General features: G+C 46.3%; 17 protein-coding genes, 1 tRNA gene and 1 riboswitch. Of the genes, 16 read left to right on the forward strand and 2 right to left on the reverse strand.

Annotated features, from left to right (window positions below):
• The first annotated feature begins 116 nt into the window (after positions 1–116).
• The 10 genes from atpB to ABSY64_RS04595 all read left to right on the forward strand — a co-directional run bounded on the left by atpB (position 117) and on the right by ABSY64_RS04595 (position 7,682).
• Complete coding sequence (gene atpB, locus ABSY64_RS04550; RefSeq protein WP_349641901.1) at positions 117–839, forward strand: F0F1 ATP synthase subunit A; 723 nt, start codon at positions 117–119, stop codon at positions 837–839.
• Between the two features lie 128 nt (positions 840–967).
• On the forward strand, positions 968–1,195 hold the full coding sequence (gene atpE / locus ABSY64_RS04555) for a F0F1 ATP synthase subunit C (RefSeq protein WP_349641902.1): 228 nt from the start codon (positions 968–970) through the stop codon (positions 1,193–1,195).
• A gap of 23 nt (positions 1,196–1,218) precedes the next feature.
• Positions 1,219–1,740: a F0F1 ATP synthase subunit B gene (gene atpF / locus ABSY64_RS04560; protein WP_349641903.1), complete on the forward strand. Its 522-nt coding sequence runs from the start codon at positions 1,219–1,221 to the stop codon at positions 1,738–1,740.
• Positions 1,741–1,751: 11 nt separating this feature from the next.
• Positions 1,752–2,294 carry an ATP synthase F1 subunit delta gene (gene atpH / locus ABSY64_RS04565; protein ID WP_349641904.1) on the forward strand — a complete coding sequence of 181 codons (543 nt, stop codon included), beginning with the start codon at positions 1,752–1,754 and terminating at the stop codon, positions 2,292–2,294.
• Positions 2,295–2,306: 12 nt separating this feature from the next.
• Positions 2,307–3,824: a F0F1 ATP synthase subunit alpha gene (gene atpA / locus ABSY64_RS04570; RefSeq protein WP_349641905.1), complete on the forward strand. Its 1,518-nt coding sequence runs from the start codon at positions 2,307–2,309 to the stop codon at positions 3,822–3,824.
• A 15-nt stretch (positions 3,825–3,839) separates the two neighbouring features.
• Positions 3,840–4,754 carry a F0F1 ATP synthase subunit gamma gene (locus ABSY64_RS04575; protein WP_349641906.1) on the forward strand — a complete coding sequence of 305 codons (915 nt, stop codon included), beginning with the start codon at positions 3,840–3,842 and terminating at the stop codon, positions 4,752–4,754.
• Positions 4,755–4,812: 58 nt separating this feature from the next.
• Entirely contained in the window at positions 4,813–6,213 is a 1,401-nt protein-coding gene (atpD, locus tag ABSY64_RS04580) for a F0F1 ATP synthase subunit beta (protein WP_349641907.1), read from the forward strand.
• Between the two features lie 14 nt (positions 6,214–6,227).
• The gene (locus ABSY64_RS04585; RefSeq protein WP_349641908.1) at positions 6,228–6,674 is read left to right on the forward strand and encodes a F0F1 ATP synthase subunit epsilon; all 447 of its coding nucleotides are present in this window, start codon (positions 6,228–6,230) and stop codon (positions 6,672–6,674) included.
• A gap of 162 nt (positions 6,675–6,836) precedes the next feature.
• Positions 6,837–7,520, forward strand: coding sequence for a LysM peptidoglycan-binding domain-containing protein (locus ABSY64_RS04590; RefSeq protein ID WP_349641909.1), 684 nt, complete (start codon positions 6,837–6,839; stop codon positions 7,518–7,520).
• A gap of 90 nt (positions 7,521–7,610) precedes the next feature.
• Positions 7,611–7,682, forward strand: a tRNA-Glu gene (locus ABSY64_RS04595).
• A gap of 85 nt (positions 7,683–7,767) precedes the next feature.
• Here ABSY64_RS04595 and ABSY64_RS04600 read toward each other — a convergent pair.
• Positions 7,768–8,763, reverse strand: coding sequence for a ketopantoate reductase family protein (locus ABSY64_RS04600; RefSeq protein ID WP_349641910.1), 996 nt, complete (start codon positions 8,761–8,763; stop codon positions 7,768–7,770).
• Positions 8,764–8,894: 131 nt separating this feature from the next.
• On the opposite strand from ABSY64_RS04600, the gene trpS reads away from it, so the two are divergent.
• Positions 8,895–9,914: a tryptophan--tRNA ligase gene (trpS, locus tag ABSY64_RS04605; protein WP_349641911.1), complete on the forward strand. Its 1,020-nt coding sequence runs from the start codon at positions 8,895–8,897 to the stop codon at positions 9,912–9,914.
• Positions 9,915–9,949: 35 nt separating this feature from the next.
• Here trpS and ABSY64_RS04610 read toward each other — a convergent pair whose 3' ends face one another.
• Positions 9,950–10,402 carry a hypothetical protein gene (locus ABSY64_RS04610; protein WP_349641912.1) on the reverse strand — a complete coding sequence of 151 codons (453 nt, stop codon included), beginning with the start codon at positions 10,400–10,402 and terminating at the stop codon, positions 9,950–9,952.
• Between the two features lie 115 nt (positions 10,403–10,517).
• A riboswitch (Lysine riboswitch) is annotated at positions 10,518–10,684 on the forward strand.
• Positions 10,685–10,752: 68 nt separating this feature from the next.
• On the opposite strand from ABSY64_RS04610, the gene ABSY64_RS04615 reads away from it, so the two are divergent.
• The 5 genes from ABSY64_RS04615 (at position 10,753) to ABSY64_RS04635 (ending at position 15,862) form a co-directional block, all read left to right on the forward strand.
• The gene (locus ABSY64_RS04615) at positions 10,753–12,186 is read left to right on the forward strand and encodes an amino acid permease (protein WP_349641913.1); all 1,434 of its coding nucleotides are present in this window, start codon (positions 10,753–10,755) and stop codon (positions 12,184–12,186) included.
• A gap of 90 nt (positions 12,187–12,276) precedes the next feature.
• Positions 12,277–12,861: a TetR/AcrR family transcriptional regulator gene (locus tag ABSY64_RS04620; protein ID WP_349641914.1), complete on the forward strand. Its 585-nt coding sequence runs from the start codon at positions 12,277–12,279 to the stop codon at positions 12,859–12,861.
• A gap of 110 nt (positions 12,862–12,971) precedes the next feature.
• On the forward strand, positions 12,972–13,946 hold the full coding sequence (locus ABSY64_RS04625) for a FecCD family ABC transporter permease (RefSeq protein ID WP_349641915.1): 975 nt from the start codon (positions 12,972–12,974) through the stop codon (positions 13,944–13,946).
• A complete protein-coding gene (locus ABSY64_RS04630; RefSeq protein ID WP_349641916.1) occupies positions 13,946–14,689 on the forward strand; it encodes an ABC transporter ATP-binding protein in 744 nt (247 codons plus the stop codon). The genes ABSY64_RS04625 and ABSY64_RS04630 overlap by 1 nt, the downstream gene beginning before the upstream one ends.
• Positions 14,690–15,862, forward strand: coding sequence for an ABC transporter substrate-binding protein (locus tag ABSY64_RS04635; protein ID WP_349641917.1), 1,173 nt, complete (start codon positions 14,690–14,692; stop codon positions 15,860–15,862).
• Positions 15,863–15,898 lie beyond the last annotated feature (36 nt).

Genomic DNA, 15,898 nt, shown 5'->3' on the forward strand with positions numbered 1-15,898 from the left:
GAAAAGAATGCTTAGCCTGTTGAATTTGAAAAAACACAAGAGTATCATTGCATTATATTCTGACGGACTTCTGTATACAGTGTTCGCCGAAAATTCTAAGAGAAAGGAGCGAATACATGAATGAACCATCAGCAACATTCCAATTGTTTGGCTTGACCTTTGACTGGACAACCATTATTTCGACTTTGGTTTCCATGGCAATCGTGATTATCGTTGCCGCAGTGTTAGCTTACAAGCCTAGTATTCGGCCCAATAAACGGCAGAATGCATTGGAATACGCGTTGGACTTTATTAAGGGTGTCCTAGGTGATTCCCTCCCCAAAGATATGGCCCGTCAGTTTAGCCTCTTTGGTTTTGCCCTTTTCTTGTTCCTCTTTGTTTCCAACGAACTTGGAATCATTTTGCAGGTCAAGTTTGGGGATGTTACTTACCTCAAGTCGCCGACGGCACAACCTTTGATTCCGTTCTCATTGGCCATTATGTCCTTGGCCGTTGCGCACGGAATTGGAGTTAAGGCCCTAGGCTTCGGTGGGTACCTCAAAAACCTCCTATTTAAGCCCTACATCGCGATGTTCCCAATTAACGTCGTGGAACAATTTACCAACTTCTTGACGTTGGCTATGCGTTTGTTTGGAAACATCTTTGCCGGTGAAATTATGCTGAATTTGATTGCCGACAGTATGGGTTGGCCAGGTCACTTCAATGGAATTATGACGATTGTCGCCGTTCCGTTGCTTGTGCTTTGGCAAGGATTCTCACTTTTGATTGGTGCCATCCAGGCCTATGTTTTTGTCATGTTGACTGGTGTTTACATTTCCCAGTTGTCGGGAAATGAGTAGGAGCTCCAATCATTGGATAGCTTATTTATAAGCTGGCTTGGTTCCAAGCAATCAGGCAAGCGCGGGAGCGTTATCATCCACTAAGTATGAAAGCCGGTGTATCAACACCGAACTAAAGGAGAAAAGAAATGGATCTACAGAACTTGGGCGTTATCGCCGCTGGAATCGCCTTTGCTGGTGCTGCCATTGGTGGTGGTATCGGAATCGGAATTATGTTCTCACAATTCTTGGCTGGTATGAGCCGTCAACCTGAATTAGCAGGTAAGCTTTTGGGTCGTGTCTTCTTGGGAATGGCCTTGATCGAAGCTACGCCAATCATCGTTATTGGAATGGCCTTCGTTTTGATGAACAAGTAACCACTAGTTAACGGAGGAATGTTATGTTGGGAACAACAGTTTTAACAGCTGAAAAAACCACAGGCCCATTGGCCTTGGGTAACATGCTGTTTATCATCATTGCCTTCCTTATTTTGATGGTTATCCTTTATTTTGTGGCTTACGGGCCATTGACGAAGGTTTTGGATCAACGTGCTGAGAAAGTGACTTCCGACCTTGATGGGGCGGAACAATCACGTCAGCAGGCTGAAAAACTCGCTAGCCAACGCGAAGAGGAGTTGAAAGAAACTCGTCGCCAAGCTAGCGATGTTGTGGCAAAGGCGCAAGCTTCTGCCCGCCAGCAAAGTGATACTTTGTTAGCTCAGGCCAACGATCGGGCTGCTACCATTGGTAAGCAGGCCGAAGAGGACGCATCAAAGATGAAGGAAGATGCAATCGCCGGTGCAAAAAACGACGTTGCAAGCCTCTCCGTTGCGATTGCCTCAAAGTTGATGCAAAAGGAGTTGTCTGTTGATGACCAAAAAGCGCTTATTAACGCTTACATCGCAGATTTAGACCATAAGTAAGGAGTATTGGGATGGCAAAAAAGACCGCACAAATTGCTGACCAATACGCCCAGGCAATTTTAGACCTGGCCAAGCAAGAGGATAACTTGAACGAAGTGCTGGCTGATTTGCAGGCTCTTCGTCAGGTTATCAAGGACGAACCAAATTTGTTGGTTTGGCTGTCATCACATGAGGTTGACCCAGATGTTCAAGATTCCTTAATCCAGACGCTAAGCAAGGATGCTGTCAGCTCTGTCCAAAATTTGGTCAAGTTGCTATCAGTTAACCAACGCTTTAACATCATGGATTTGGTCATTGACCGTTTCATTGAACTTTACAATTTGGATCAAGGAATTGTGGATGTCAAAATTACCACAGCCATTGATTTGGACGACCAAGAAAAGGCTGGTTTGGAGAAGGTCTTCCTCGCTAAAAGCGGGGCTAAGAAGCTCAACTCCAGTTACTTGGTCGACACCGCCATTATTGGTGGGGTTATTATGCAATCGAGTTCAATCTTGATTGATGGCAGTTTACGAACTAAAATTGCCCGTTTACAGGCACAATTATTAGGTTAGTGAGGAAAAAGAATGGCGATTCAAGCTGAAGAAATTTCTGCTTTAATTAAGCAACAGCTCGAAAAGTTCGACACGAAGCTCACTGTTGAAGAAGTTGGAACCGTTTCCTATGTTGGAGATGGGGTTGCTCGTGCAACCGGTTTGGCCAATGCCTTGTCAGGCGAACTTGTTGAGTTCGCTAACGGCGAATTTGGTATGGTCCAAAACCTTGAAACTAGCGAAGTTGGAATTATCATCATGGGTAATGCTGACAACATTCGCGAAGGTGAAACAGTTAAGCGTACTGGACACATCATGGAAGTTCCAGTTGGTGACGAATTGATTGGGCGGGTTGTCAACGCACTTGGACAACCCATCGACGGTAAAGGCGAATTTAAGACTGATAAGACGCGCCCCGTCGAAGTTAAGGCACCCGGTGTTATGGACCGTAAGTCAGTTTCAGAACCTTTGCAAACTGGTATTAAGGCCATCGATGCCCTTGTGCCAATCGGACGTGGACAGCGTGAGTTGATTATCGGTGATCGTAAGACCGGTAAGACTTCGTTGGCCATCGATACGATTTTGAACCAAAAAGATCAAGACATGATTGTTATCTATGTTGCGATCGGACAAAAGGATTCAACTGTTCGTGAACAAGTTGAAACTTTGCGTAAGATGGGTGCGATGGATTACACCATCGTTGTTAACGCTGGCCCATCTGAAGCCGCATCAATGCTTTACTTGGCACCATATGCTGGTGCTGCCATGGGTGAAGAATTCATGTACAACGGTAAGCACGTTTTGATTGTCTTTGATGACCTATCAAAGCAAGCAACGGCATACCGTGAAATATCTTTGATTTTGCGTCGTCCGCCTGGACGTGAAGCCTACCCTGGTGATGTCTTCTACTTGCACTCACGTTTGCTAGAACGTGCAGCCAAGTTGTCAGACGAACTCGGTGGGGGCTCGATGACGGCTTTGCCAATCATCGAAACGCAAGCTGGAGATGTTTCAGCTTATATTCCAACCAACGTTATTTCCATCACCGATGGTCAGATTTTCTTGGATGCCAACCAATTCCGTGCTGGTAACCGTCCTGCCATCGATGCCGGAACTTCTGTTTCTCGTGTTGGTGGAGATGCCCAGATTAAGGCCATGAAGAAGGTTTCTGGAACTTTGCGTTTGGATCTTGCATCCTTCCGTGAATTGGAAAGCTTTGCTCAGTTCGGTTCTGATTTGGACGCAGCGACCCAGGCTAAGTTGGCCCGTGGTCACCGCACTGTCGAAGTCCTGAAGCAGCCTTTGCACCACCCTATGGCCGTTCAAAACCAGGTCTTTGTGCTTTACGCTTTGACCCGCGGCTTTATGGATGATGTTCCGGTTGAAGATATTCAGCGTTTCCAAGATGAATTGATTGCCTATGTTGACGCTAACGCGGCTGACTTGGCAAAGTCCATCGTCGAAACCAAGCAACTACCTGATGACGACAAGATGAAGCAAGTTATGGACGGCTTCAAGTCTGGCTTTAACGCTTCATCAGCAGAACAGTAAAAGGAGGCGCTGTTAATGGCTTCATTGCAAGATATTCAGCGTCGAATTTCATCAACTAAACAAACTCGTCAAATCACTTCCGCTATGCAGATGGTTTCAACCGCTAAGTTGAGCCAAATTCAACGTAGTGGAACTGGTTATCATTCTTATGCTTCTCGACTCGAAGTCGTGGTAGAACACCTTGTTTCTGCCCACCTCTTGGATAATATCGATGCGAAGCATATTCCTTTGATTGGCCAACGTCCAATCAAGAAGACTGGTATTTTGGTGATTACTTCTGATCGTGGTTTGGTTGGCTCATATAACGCCAATGTTATTAAGCAAACCAACGCCTTGATGAAGAAGGAAAACTTGAATCCTGATAACGCTGTGATTTTGGCGGTTGGCGGTAACGGGGCTGACTTCTATAAGAAGCGTGGCTTCAATGTGGTTTTGGAACATCGTGGTGTTTCAGATGTGCCAACCTTTAACGAGGTTCGCCAAGTGCTTAAGACGACGATTTCACTTTATGATTCCGAAGTCTTTGACGCGCTTCACGTCGTTTACAACCACTTCGTTAACCGTTTGACGAGTGAGTACCGTGATGTTCAACTTTTGCCATTAACTGCCGAAACCCTTGAAAAAATGGGTGGTGAGCACAAGGATGAGCATAAGGCGAACTTTGAGGTTCAATCCGTTTACGATATTGAACCTGATTCAACCGCGGTGTTGAATGTGGTTTTGCCACAGTTTGTTCAGAGTTTGGTCTACGAAGCGGTCTTGGATGCCAAGACTGCCGAGCACGCTGCATCATCAACTGCCATGCGTTCTGCCACTGACAGTGCTGATGATTTGATCCACGACTTGGGTCTGCAGTTTAACCGTGCCCGTCAGGCTCAAATTACGACTGAAATTACTGAAATTACTGGCGGAATGGTCGCCCTTGAATAAGGTTGCCTCGCTGAATTAAAAAATTGAGCTTCAAGCTCACTATTGAAAGGAAACAACCATGACTACTGGAAAAGTCGTACAAGTGATTGGACCAGTCGTCGATGTCGCCTTCGATGAAGGAACGGAAGTTCCCAAGATTAACAACGCCTTGTTGGTTAATTTGGGAGACGACAAGACATTGACGGTTGAGGTTTCCTTGGCTATTGGAAACGGTGTTGTCCGTACCATTGCCATGGATTCTACTGATGGACTACAACGTGGTATGTCCGTTGAAGATACTGGCAATCCAATCGAAGTTCCCGTTGGGGAAGCAACCTTGGGACGAGTATTTAACGTCTTGGGACAACCAGTGGACCGTGCTGGTGCAATTCCTGAGTCAGTGCCACGGCATTCAATTCACCGTGAAGCACCTGCTTATGACGAATTGTCAACTTCTACTGAAATCCTGGAAACGGGTATCAAGGTTATCGATCTTTTGGCCCCATACATTCGTGGTGGAAAGATTGGTTTGTTCGGTGGTGCCGGTGTTGGTAAGACTGTCTTGATTCAAGAGTTGATCCATAACATCGCCCAGGGACACGATGGTATCTCTGTCTTTACTGGTGTCGGGGAACGTACCCGTGAAGGTAACGATATGTATCATGAAATGGAAGAATCTGGCGTTTTGAAGCAAACCGCCATGGTTTATGGTCAGATGAACGAACCACCAGGGGCACGTATGCGTGTTGCCTTGACTGGTTTGACGATGGCCGAAGCATTCCGTGATGATGAAGGTAAGGACGTTTTGCTCTTTATCGATAACATCTTCCGATTTACTCAGGCCGGTTCTGAAGTTTCTGCCCTTTTGGGTCGTATTCCTTCAGCCGTTGGTTACCAGCCAACCTTGGCTACTGAAATGGGTCAGTTGCAGGAACGTATCACTTCTACTAAGAAGGGTGCCATTACTTCAATCCAAGCCGTTTATGTCCCAGCCGATGATTATACTGATCCGGCTCCGGCAACGACTTTCGCTCACTTGGATGCCACGACCAACTTGGAACGTTCATTGACTCAGCAGGGTATCTATCCTGCCGTTGATCCTTTGGCTTCATCATCATCAGCCTTGGATCCTAACGTTGTTGGTCAAGAACACTATGATGTTGCTACTGCGGTTCAGCGTACTTTGCAACGCTACCGTGAATTGCAAGATATCATCTCTATCTTGGGTATGGATGAATTGTCAGACGAAGAGAAGATTACGGTTAACCGTGCTCGTCGTATCCAGTTCTTCCTATCACAACCATTCTCAGTTGCCGAAACCTTTACTGGCGTAAAGGGTGAGTACGTACCTGTTTCTGAAACGATCCGTTCATTTAAGGATATTTTGGATGGTAAGTACGATGATCTTCCTGAAGATGCCTTCCGTAACGTGGGTGTCATCGAACAGGTCGTTGAAAAAGCTAAGACAATGGCCCAATAAGGGGGTGCTAAATCATGGCAGATGAAGCAACCGCAACCCAGCAGGGAATTACTGTTAAGATTGTTACCCCAGAAGGTGACGTCTATAGTGCAGACGGTATTGAAATCGCAACCATTAATACTCAGGGTGGTCAGATGGGAATCATGGCAAACCATGTGCCTGTTCTTGCTGCTTTAAGTATTTCTGAATTGTTGGTTAAAAAAGACGGTAAGGATATTCCTTTGGCCGTCAATGGTGGAATTGCCGAGTTTTCAAACAATACTCTGACAGTTATCGCCGACAGTGCTGAATTCTCAAATGAAATTGATGTTTCTCGAGCAAAGAATGCCAAGGAACGCGCGGAAGAGCGTTTGAAGCATGCTCAAGAAGTGAAGAACGAACACGAATTGATGATGGCTCGCGTCGCTTTGATGCGTGCGGTCAACCGAATTCAAGTTGCTTCAATTTCAAGCAGCCGCTAAAAGCATTTTAAAAGGAGTTCGTCGTAAGACGAGCTCTTTTTTATATATAGTTTCTTAAGGTTCTTTACTTTTTCTTAAGATTTATCTAAAATAGTCTTTAGTTAATAACTTTGAGATTTTCTGGAGTGGAATCGTATAAGTGTACTAGGGGGAAGATAGACTATGAAACTAGCATCATCAATGTATTTAGCGGCCGGTCTTGCCGGTGCCACTGTTGTCGCCGGTCAGCAGGCTGCTTCGGCAGATAACAACCGAACGAGCTACCAAGCTAGCAATACAGATCAGGCACAAAGCTTGACTAAGTATCAGGTCCAGCCAGGCGATAACTTGTATCGTTTGTCTTTGCGTTTCAATACGACCGTTAAGAACTTGCAGGCCATCAACAGCATCCAGAATCCTAATGTGATTCGTGCGGGGGCATACATTTTGGTGCCTGCGACTGCCCAGGCCGCTCCTGCTGCGCAATCATTGCAGACGAGCCAGCCAGTTAGCGTAGAAGCTACTGCTCAGCCTCAAGGTTACTTTGTTGACCAAGCTGCTGACTTCTTGACTCAGACTCGTCAAGCCGTTAACCAGGGTGCCACGGCTGTCGCTGATACGGTTTCCTCTGATGCGGAAGACCAAGCTTTGCAGACAATCATCTTTAAGGAATCATCTGGTAACGTTAACGCCCGTAACGGTATCTACTACGGTATCGGACAATTGTCACCACAGGCGCGTGCTCAGTACGGTGGAAACACCGCTGATTACAACGACCAGCTGCAAGCCATGAAGGGCTACATCGCTGACCGTTATGGTTCTGCAACTGCCGCTTTGGCCCATCACCAGATTTATAACTGGTATTAAGATTTATTTCAAAAAGCTGTTGACGAAAGGCGCTGCCCTTGCTACAATATAATAGTTGTTTGAGCCAAAGGCCAAGCAACAACTGACCATGGCCCGTTGGTCAAGTGGCTAAGACGCTGCCCTTTCACGGCGGAATCGAGAGTTCGATTCTCTCACGGGCTACTAAAAAGTCGCAACTTCGGTTGCGGCTTTTTTGTTTGCCTTTTTTGATATTGACGAAAATAAAAACGACCCGCAGGTCGTTTTTTTAATTACCTTGATAATCCGGTGACAACTTATTGATTGGCGGATTAAACTGACGCATTGCTTCAGCCAGGTGAACGAAATTAGTTACTAAGCGTTGATTTGGAGCAGCCACGCCGTTCTTATCGGCGAGATCGGCAATCCAACCGTTGATGTAATCAACTTCGGTTGGCCGACCTTTAACAAAGTCTTGATACATAGATGGGAAGTGCAGTGGGTTAGCCACTGTTGAAACATAGTCAACTTGCTTGACCATTTCGTCGCGGGTTTCGTTTAAGTGGTAACCAGCGGCTTCGGCAGCATCGTAGGCTTCGTTAATCAAAGGACGGGCGACACCTTCCAAAAAGTTGTCGTAGGCCATCAACTGACCCATACGTGACTGGAACATGGTAGCAATCGAGTTTTCCACGGCGTTGAAGAAGACCTTGGTCAACAAAGTACCCATGAAGTTGTCGCTGTATGAAGGGTTCAAGTTAGCTTCCTTGAAGTCCTTTTGAACTTGGTCCATGACTGCAGAAGGCTTTTCCGTCTTGTTGGCGTAAACCGAGGCACCGGCACCTTCCTTACCCATGAAATCAACGTCGCCGTAATCGTTCAAAATGGTGGCAATCATGGCCGTACCACCGATGATGTGTTCGTCATCAAAGTACTTTTCCAACTTTTCGATGTGGCCCATACCGTTCATGGCACCCAAGGCCGTCTGGCCCTTCTTAAACTTTGGTGCCAAACGCTTCAAAGTATCAGCCAACTGCATTTGCTTCATGAAGAAAATCCAGACATCGGGTTCACCTTCATATTCTTCGGGTGAATAGATTTTAACGGGCACTTCGTGGCGGTCCTTATGGTCTCGTGATTGGAAAACCTTGTCGCCTTGCGCATGAATCTTTTCCAAGGAGGCAGCGGTTGGTTCGACAAAATCAACATCCTTGCCAGCTTTTTCCTGGAGCAAAAGGCCATAGCGCAATCCCATGGCACCTGCTCCGACAACGGTATACTTCATATAATCCTCCTTGAAAACACAATGATAATTTACTCATTTACTTTTAATAATACTAGCACTAAGAAAAGTAAACTGCAAGTTTTTGCCACATTCGCTATAATAGAGAGGTTAAAACCTTTAAGGATGGAATTATGTCAAAAGAAATTTATTTAACCGGTGACCGACCAACTGGCAAGCTCCACATCGGGCACTACATTGGTTCATTGAAGAACCGTGTCGCCATGCAAAATTCAGGTAAGTACGATCCCTTCGTGATGATTGCCGATACGCAGGCTTTTACTGACAACGCTCGTGACCCCGAGAAGATTCGCCGTTCTTTGACGGAAGTCGCTCTGGACTACTTGGCCGTCGGTATCGACCCAAGCAAGTCAACGATTTTTGTGCAGTCACAGATCGAGGCTCTACCCGAATTGGCCATGTATTTCTTGAACTTGGTTTCCGTTGCTCGTTTGCAGCGTAACCCTACAGTGAAAGCGGAAATCCAGCAAAAGGGCTTTGGTGAAGGAATTCCTGCTGGTTTCTTAACTTATCCGGTTTCACAAGCTGCCGACATTACCATCTTTAAGGCAACCAAGGTGCCGGTTGGGGATGACCAGGCGCCGATGATTGAGCAAACTCGTGAATTGGTTCGTTCCTTTAACCACGCTTACGGTAAGGATGTTTTGGTTGAGCCGGAAGGCGTTTTCCCACCGAAGGGACAGGGCCGTTTGCCTGGTATCGATGGTAACGCTAAGATGTCGAAGTCATTGAACAACGGGATTTACATTTCGGATGATGCGGACACCTTGGCTAAGAAGGTCAAGTCGATGTACACCGATCCAACTCACATCAACATTGACGACCCTGGCCACATTGAAGGCAACGTGGTCTTCACTTACTTGGACATCTTCGATCCCGACAAGGACCGCGTCCAGGAAATGAAGGATCACTACCAAGCTGGTGGTTTGGGCGACATGAAGATTAAGCGCCACTTGATGGAAGTCATGGAAACGGAAATGGGACCTATCCGTGCCCGCCGCGAAGAATTTGCCAAGGATATTCCTGCTGTCATGAAGATGTTGCAGGAAGGTTCCGAAAGGGCCAACGCCATTGCGGAAAACACGATGAAGGAAGTTCGTGATGCAATGGGCGTGAACTACTTTAATAAGTAAAAAAAGATTCTACGTAATTGTAGAATCTTTTTTTGTTAGCCAACTTGTTGCCACTGGCCATTTTGATAGAGTTTGTAATAGCCAATCGTGCCACCCGCGCCGTTTTGTACGACGGAACTGATCGACTTTAGCTGAATAAGGTAGTAGTTACCATTTTGGTCTTGACCCGTTGTGACGCCGGCTTCGATGTTGTTGTCGTTTTGGTAGCCTAATTTTTGCTTGAGGTAGTCGGCGGCTTGGTCATTGTTGCTGATGTTGACGGAAGCAGTCGTTGAGCTGCTCGTGCTAGAACTGTCACTTGGCTTGCTGGTGCTGCTAGTTGCTTGGCTAGAAGAACTAGCTTTAGACGAACTAGCCGAGCTCTTGGTGTGAGAAAGTCGCTGACTCGAACTAGTTGATTTGCTTTTCGAAGACTGCTTTTGGGAAAGACCGAAAGCTCCTAGAGCGATGACGATGATGGCGACGGTGATGGCGATGTATTTTTTCATTATTACTCCAAAGTTTTTATTTACTTTCTATTATAGAGATTCTGGGGATGACAAGTGGCATGAAAAAGTGGGGCAAAGCTTGACCGCCTTCGCCGCCCTGTGCTAACCTATTAACAGCAAACAAAGAGGTTGCAGCCAACAAGAGTAGGAATTGGGAGCCCGCCCGGGCGTTGAACAGTTCTGAAAGGGGAGGTTGCCGAAAGTGACGTCGTGGCTGACGGAGCTTGGGCTAGTGGAGAAGATTCGCTAGACTGTCGTGACACACGATGCGCTTTGACATTAATTTGTAAGCAAACGACATGACTCTCTTTTACGATAGGTAATTGAGAGTTTTTATTTTGGAGAGAAAAATGGCAGAAGAAAACAACGGTGAAATGCACCGCAGCTTAAAAACCCGTCACGTTTCCATGATTGCCCTGGGTGGTTCGATTGGAACGGGGCTCTTTGTGGCCTCTGGTGAAAGTATTGCCTCAGCCGGTCCGATGGGAGCCATCGCAGCTTACCTGGCAATTGGAATCATGGTTTACTTCCTGATGACAAGTCTGGGCGAAATGGCAACTTATTCACCTACGACGGGTTCATTTTCCGATTATGCCGGAAAATATGTCGATCCTGCCTTAGGCTTTGCCTTGGGTTGGAATTACTGGTTTAATTGGGCTATTACCTTGGCGGTTGATATTGTTGCTGTTGGTTTGGTCTCCCAGTTCTGGTTCCCCCATGTGCCGTCTTGGATTTTTTCCGGGATTGCCCTGGTCGTGATCTTTCTGATTAACGTTTTCTCGGTTTCCAATTTCGGGGAAGCGGAATACTGGCTGTCAATGATTAAGGTCGTGACGATTTGTGCCTTCTTGGCCGTGGGTGTTTTGACGATTTTCCACGTTATTCATAGCGATGTGAATGTCGTCAACAACTTGTCAGTGGGTAACCACGGCTTTGTTGGCGGTTGGAAGGGTGTGCTAGGCGTCTTCGTTGTCGCCGGTTTCTCCTTCCAAGGAACGGAAATGATTGGAATCACGGCTGGAGAAGCTAAGGATCCACAAAATGCGGTTCCGAAGGCCATTCACCAGGTTTTCTGGCGTATTTTGCTCTTCTATATCTGCTCAATTTTCATCATTTCTTGCCTGGTTTACTATCGCGATCCGAACTTGCTTTCAGCTTCTGAAACCAACGTTGCGGTTTCACCATTTACCATCGTCTTTAAGAACGCCGGCATTGCCTTTGCTGCTTCCTTGATGAATGCTGTTATTTTGACTTCAATTATTTCGGCGGCGAACTCAGGGGCTTATGCCTCAACCCGTATGCTTTATGCCTTGGCGCGTAAGGGCGAAGCCCCTAAGCTTTTCGCTAACTTGTCAAAGCGTGGCGTGCCGGTTGCCGCTTTGTTCGTCACGGTTTTGATTGGAACTTTGGCTTTCTTGACCAACTATTTGGGTGGCGCAACGGCTTATACTTGGCTGGTTTCTGCTTCTGGTTTGACTGGTTTCATTGCCTGGATGGGAATTGCCATTTCCCACTATCGCTTCCGCCGTGCTTATGTGGCCCAGGGCCGTGATTTGAACAAGTTGCGTTATCGAGCAAAATGGTTCCCAGTTGGACCGATCTTGGCCTTGATTGTCTCACTCGGTGTTATTATTGGGCAAGATCCTAGTTCTTTTGCCCACCTTGACTGGGCAAAGTTAGGGGTTACCTACCTTTCTGTGCCAATCTTTGTTTTGCCTTACTTGGGCTACAAGTTCATCAAGCACACGAAGGTTATCAAGCTTAAGGACGTTGACCTCGGTTAAGGTCCGTTTAAGAATGCTCAAGGCTCAACATTTTTACGCTTCATAGTGTAAACTAGTAGAAGAGACTAACGAAACGAGTATGAATTAGCGATGAAAGTTTTACATGAAGAAACCCGCCAACGAATATTGAACGCAGCCACCGAGCTTTTCTTGATGGACGGCTACGAACAAACGACGACTCGGGAAATCGCTAAGAAGTTGGATATCAGCCAACCCGCGCTTTATCATCACTTTGGGGATAAGGAAACACTCTTTGTTGAAGTGATTAAAAAGGTTGGTACTGAAATTCAACAGGAAATGAAGGACATCCTGGCCCAGCCGTACGACGACATGGTCGAGGAGTTGACCGATTTGACCTTGGTGATTTTGACCCGACATCCCCGTGACGTCTTCACTTTGATTCACGGATCCTTCCCATCATTGTCACGCGAAAGTCAGCGTGAATTGGGGATGGCCTTTGGGATTGATTACGTCATGCCAATTCAAGAATTCTTTGAAAAGAGCAGTTTGGAATTGAACCAAGACGTTGACGCCAAGACGGCCGCGTCTTTCTACATCACTTCCTTGGCACCGTTATTCTCAGACTTCCACGCTTTGACGGAAGATAGCAGTCAGCGTGAACGAATTGGGCAACTTTTGAATTTGATTTTATTTGGTGCTGCAAAGCGCCCATGAGAAAAGGACTAGCGTTGAGCTGGTCTTTTTTATTGTCCAAAATTAGTTAACCGGTTAATTAAAAATATGATATAGTTAACCAGTTAACTATTCAAAAAGGAGTTCAAAAGATGTATCAAAAAAATGCGCGCCACCGTTTGATCTATATCGCACTGTTCGGCGCAGTGACGACTATTTTGGTCTTCATCAACATCTTTTACCGTCAAAACATCTGGTCAGGGCAGGCCAAGGAGTTACAGCAAGTGGTCTTGAATATCCGCTTAACTCGAACGTTGACCTGTGTTTTAGCGGGTGCTGGTCTTGGTTTGGCGGGTCTTTGCATGCAAAATATGTTGAAAAATCCGATTGCCACGCCCTTTACCTTGGGCTTGTCTTCGGCTGCTAATTTTGGCGCCTCACTAAGTATCGTTTCTGGATTTCCCTTTATTTTTTCCGCCTACGGGGTGCAGATTAGTGCGGTTGTGTCCTGTTTCATTGCAGGTGGCGTGATTTTGGTAATTTTTTCGACTCGGCAAGTTAGCATGAATACCATGATCTTGATTGGTGTTACGATTAATCTTTTCTTCACTTCTTTGCAGCAGCTATTGCAGTATTTTTCGAGTGAGCGAGAGGTACAACGAATGGCGACCTGGTCCTTGGGCGACCTCTCGCGTTCTTCCTGGGAAAGCGTACTGGTTATCGGAGTCGTGCTTTATGTGGTAGCAATTATAGTCTACCAGCAGGCCTGGGGGATGAACTTGCTCCTACTTTCTGATGAAACGGCCTTGGCCATGGGCGTCAATGTGAAACGGGTCCGTCTTCTGATTTTCTTTAGTTCGGCGCTGGTGACGGCGGTTGTGGTTTCCTTTGTCGGGACGATAGGCTTCGTGGGCTTAATTGCGCCTCACCTTGTCCGTCTTGTCTTAGGTGCTGACAGTCGTTTCACTATAACGGGCTCCTTAATCGTGGGGGCCTTAGTGCTGGTGCTAGCTGACTTGCTATCGCAATTTATTCTTCCCGGTACGATTATTCCGGCGGGAATTATCACTAGCCTGGTTGGTTTGCCCTTCATGTGTCTGGTGGTGCTGAAAAAAGGACGGGTTTAATGACTATTAAAGTTTCCGATTTACGTTTAAAAAAAGGTTCGGTCGAGATATTAAAAAAGATTAGTTGTGAATTCGGTGATGGCGAACTATCCTGCATCATCGGACGGAATGGCTCCGGGAAAAGCATGCTGCTTAAATCATTGCTGGACTTGGAAAAGTCCGCAGGGAAGATCGGTTTTTCCACTGAGGAACGCTTGGCTTACATTCCGCAGAAGATGCCGCAAGATCAGCAGCTGACGGTTTTCGAATTTGTTTTGCTGGGCCTATACGGGCAATTGGGCTGGCATGTTTCCTCCGAACAAAGGAACTGGGTTAATTCAGTTCTTGAAGACTTGGATTTACTGGGTTTAGCCGAGCGAAAAATGATGGCTTTATCCGGTGGACAGCAGCAACTTGTCGTGCTGGCACAAGCTTTGGTGCGGCGGCCAACCGTCATTATTGCGGATGAACCGACTTCGGCTTTGGATTTGAACAAGCAGCTGGAATACTTGCGGATTTTGCGTGACTATATTCACCGACACGGAATCGTCGGCATCATTGTGATTCACGATTTGACCTTAACGGCGCGCTTTGCGGACAGGGTCTACTTGATGGAAAAGGGAAAAATGTTGGCAAGCGGAACACCTGGCGAAGTTCTCGAGAAAAAACGGCTAGAGAAACTTTATCAGGTTGACATCGAGTTACTGGAAAGCAGTGACCGCCATTTAGTCGTTGTGCCTGTCGAAGCAAAAGGGGAAGAATAAATGAAAAAAGGACTGCAATTTGTCTTACTGTTAGCTCTGGGTGCTGCTCTTTTAGGCGGTATTCTGTGGTTTAGCAATGATCACACCAGAAATGAAGCGAGCAAGGGAAGGCAGCGGACGCTAACCGATATTCGCGGCCGAAAGGTTGCCGTACCAAAATACGTTCAGCGGGCCTACTACCCTTATTACTATCAAAATCTGCTAACGGTCGTCGGCCCCGACGCCTTTAAGAGAGTGGTGGCCAGTTCAATTTACGACACCGCAAACTATTCAGGCGATCTTTACGAACGTTTAAAGGAAAAATCACTTGGATTCGCAAAGGTTCAGGATGTCGGTTCGACTTTGAAATCGAACTTCGACCTTGAAAAGCTAATTGCCCTTAAGCCGGATGTTGTGGTTTTAGCCAACTATCAATACGATGCCATTGGTAAAGCGAATTTGGAACGTTTGAAAAAGCTGGGGATTCCAGTAGTATTTATTGATTACACCGATTTGAGTCCGCAACAGCACTATCAATCAACTGAGATACTGGGCAAACTTTTTGGCGAAGAGCGGCGCGCTGAAGAAGTGAACGATAATTATCGAAATCATATTCGTCAGGTGGAAGAGCGTTTGCAAAAGGTTAAGCAGAAAAAGACGGCTTACTTCGAACAACGGTCGACCGGTTCTTCCTTTGCAGAGTACGGAAAGGCCTATGGGGATGGCATGTTAATGGGAGTTTTGGCCAAAGAAGCGGGCGCTAAAAACATTTACTCCGGTAAAATCAAAGGGACGGGGGATGTTAATCCAGAATATCTTTTCAAAGAGCAACCGGATGCAATTTTCTTAGATGGGACCAACTATGCCGATGCGCAATCCCAAGTTCTCCGAATTGGTTACGGCGTTACGCCGGCAGAAACGCAAAGTAGCTTAACGGCGTTGATTAATCAACGCCCCGGGTTTAAGGAACTGAAAGCGGTTCGCCAGGGCCAAGTTTACGCTTTGGACAACCACCTAATGCGGACCATGAAGGACTATGTCTTGGTTGAATACATTGCTAAAATGCTTTATCCGAATCTTTTTCATGATGTTAATCCAGCAAAGAATCTGGAGGAATTCAATGAAAAGTATCTACCGAACCTTGTCGATAATGATAGTGTTTTCTTTACTAAATGGAAAATGGCGGGTAAGTAAAAAAGGACTAGCGTTGGGCTGGTCCTTTTGGTTTAG

Origin of the sequence: Eupransor demetentiae (assembly GCF_963930865.1) — a bacterium.
Classification (GTDB): domain Bacteria; phylum Bacillota; class Bacilli; order Lactobacillales; family Lactobacillaceae; genus Eupransor; species Eupransor demetentiae.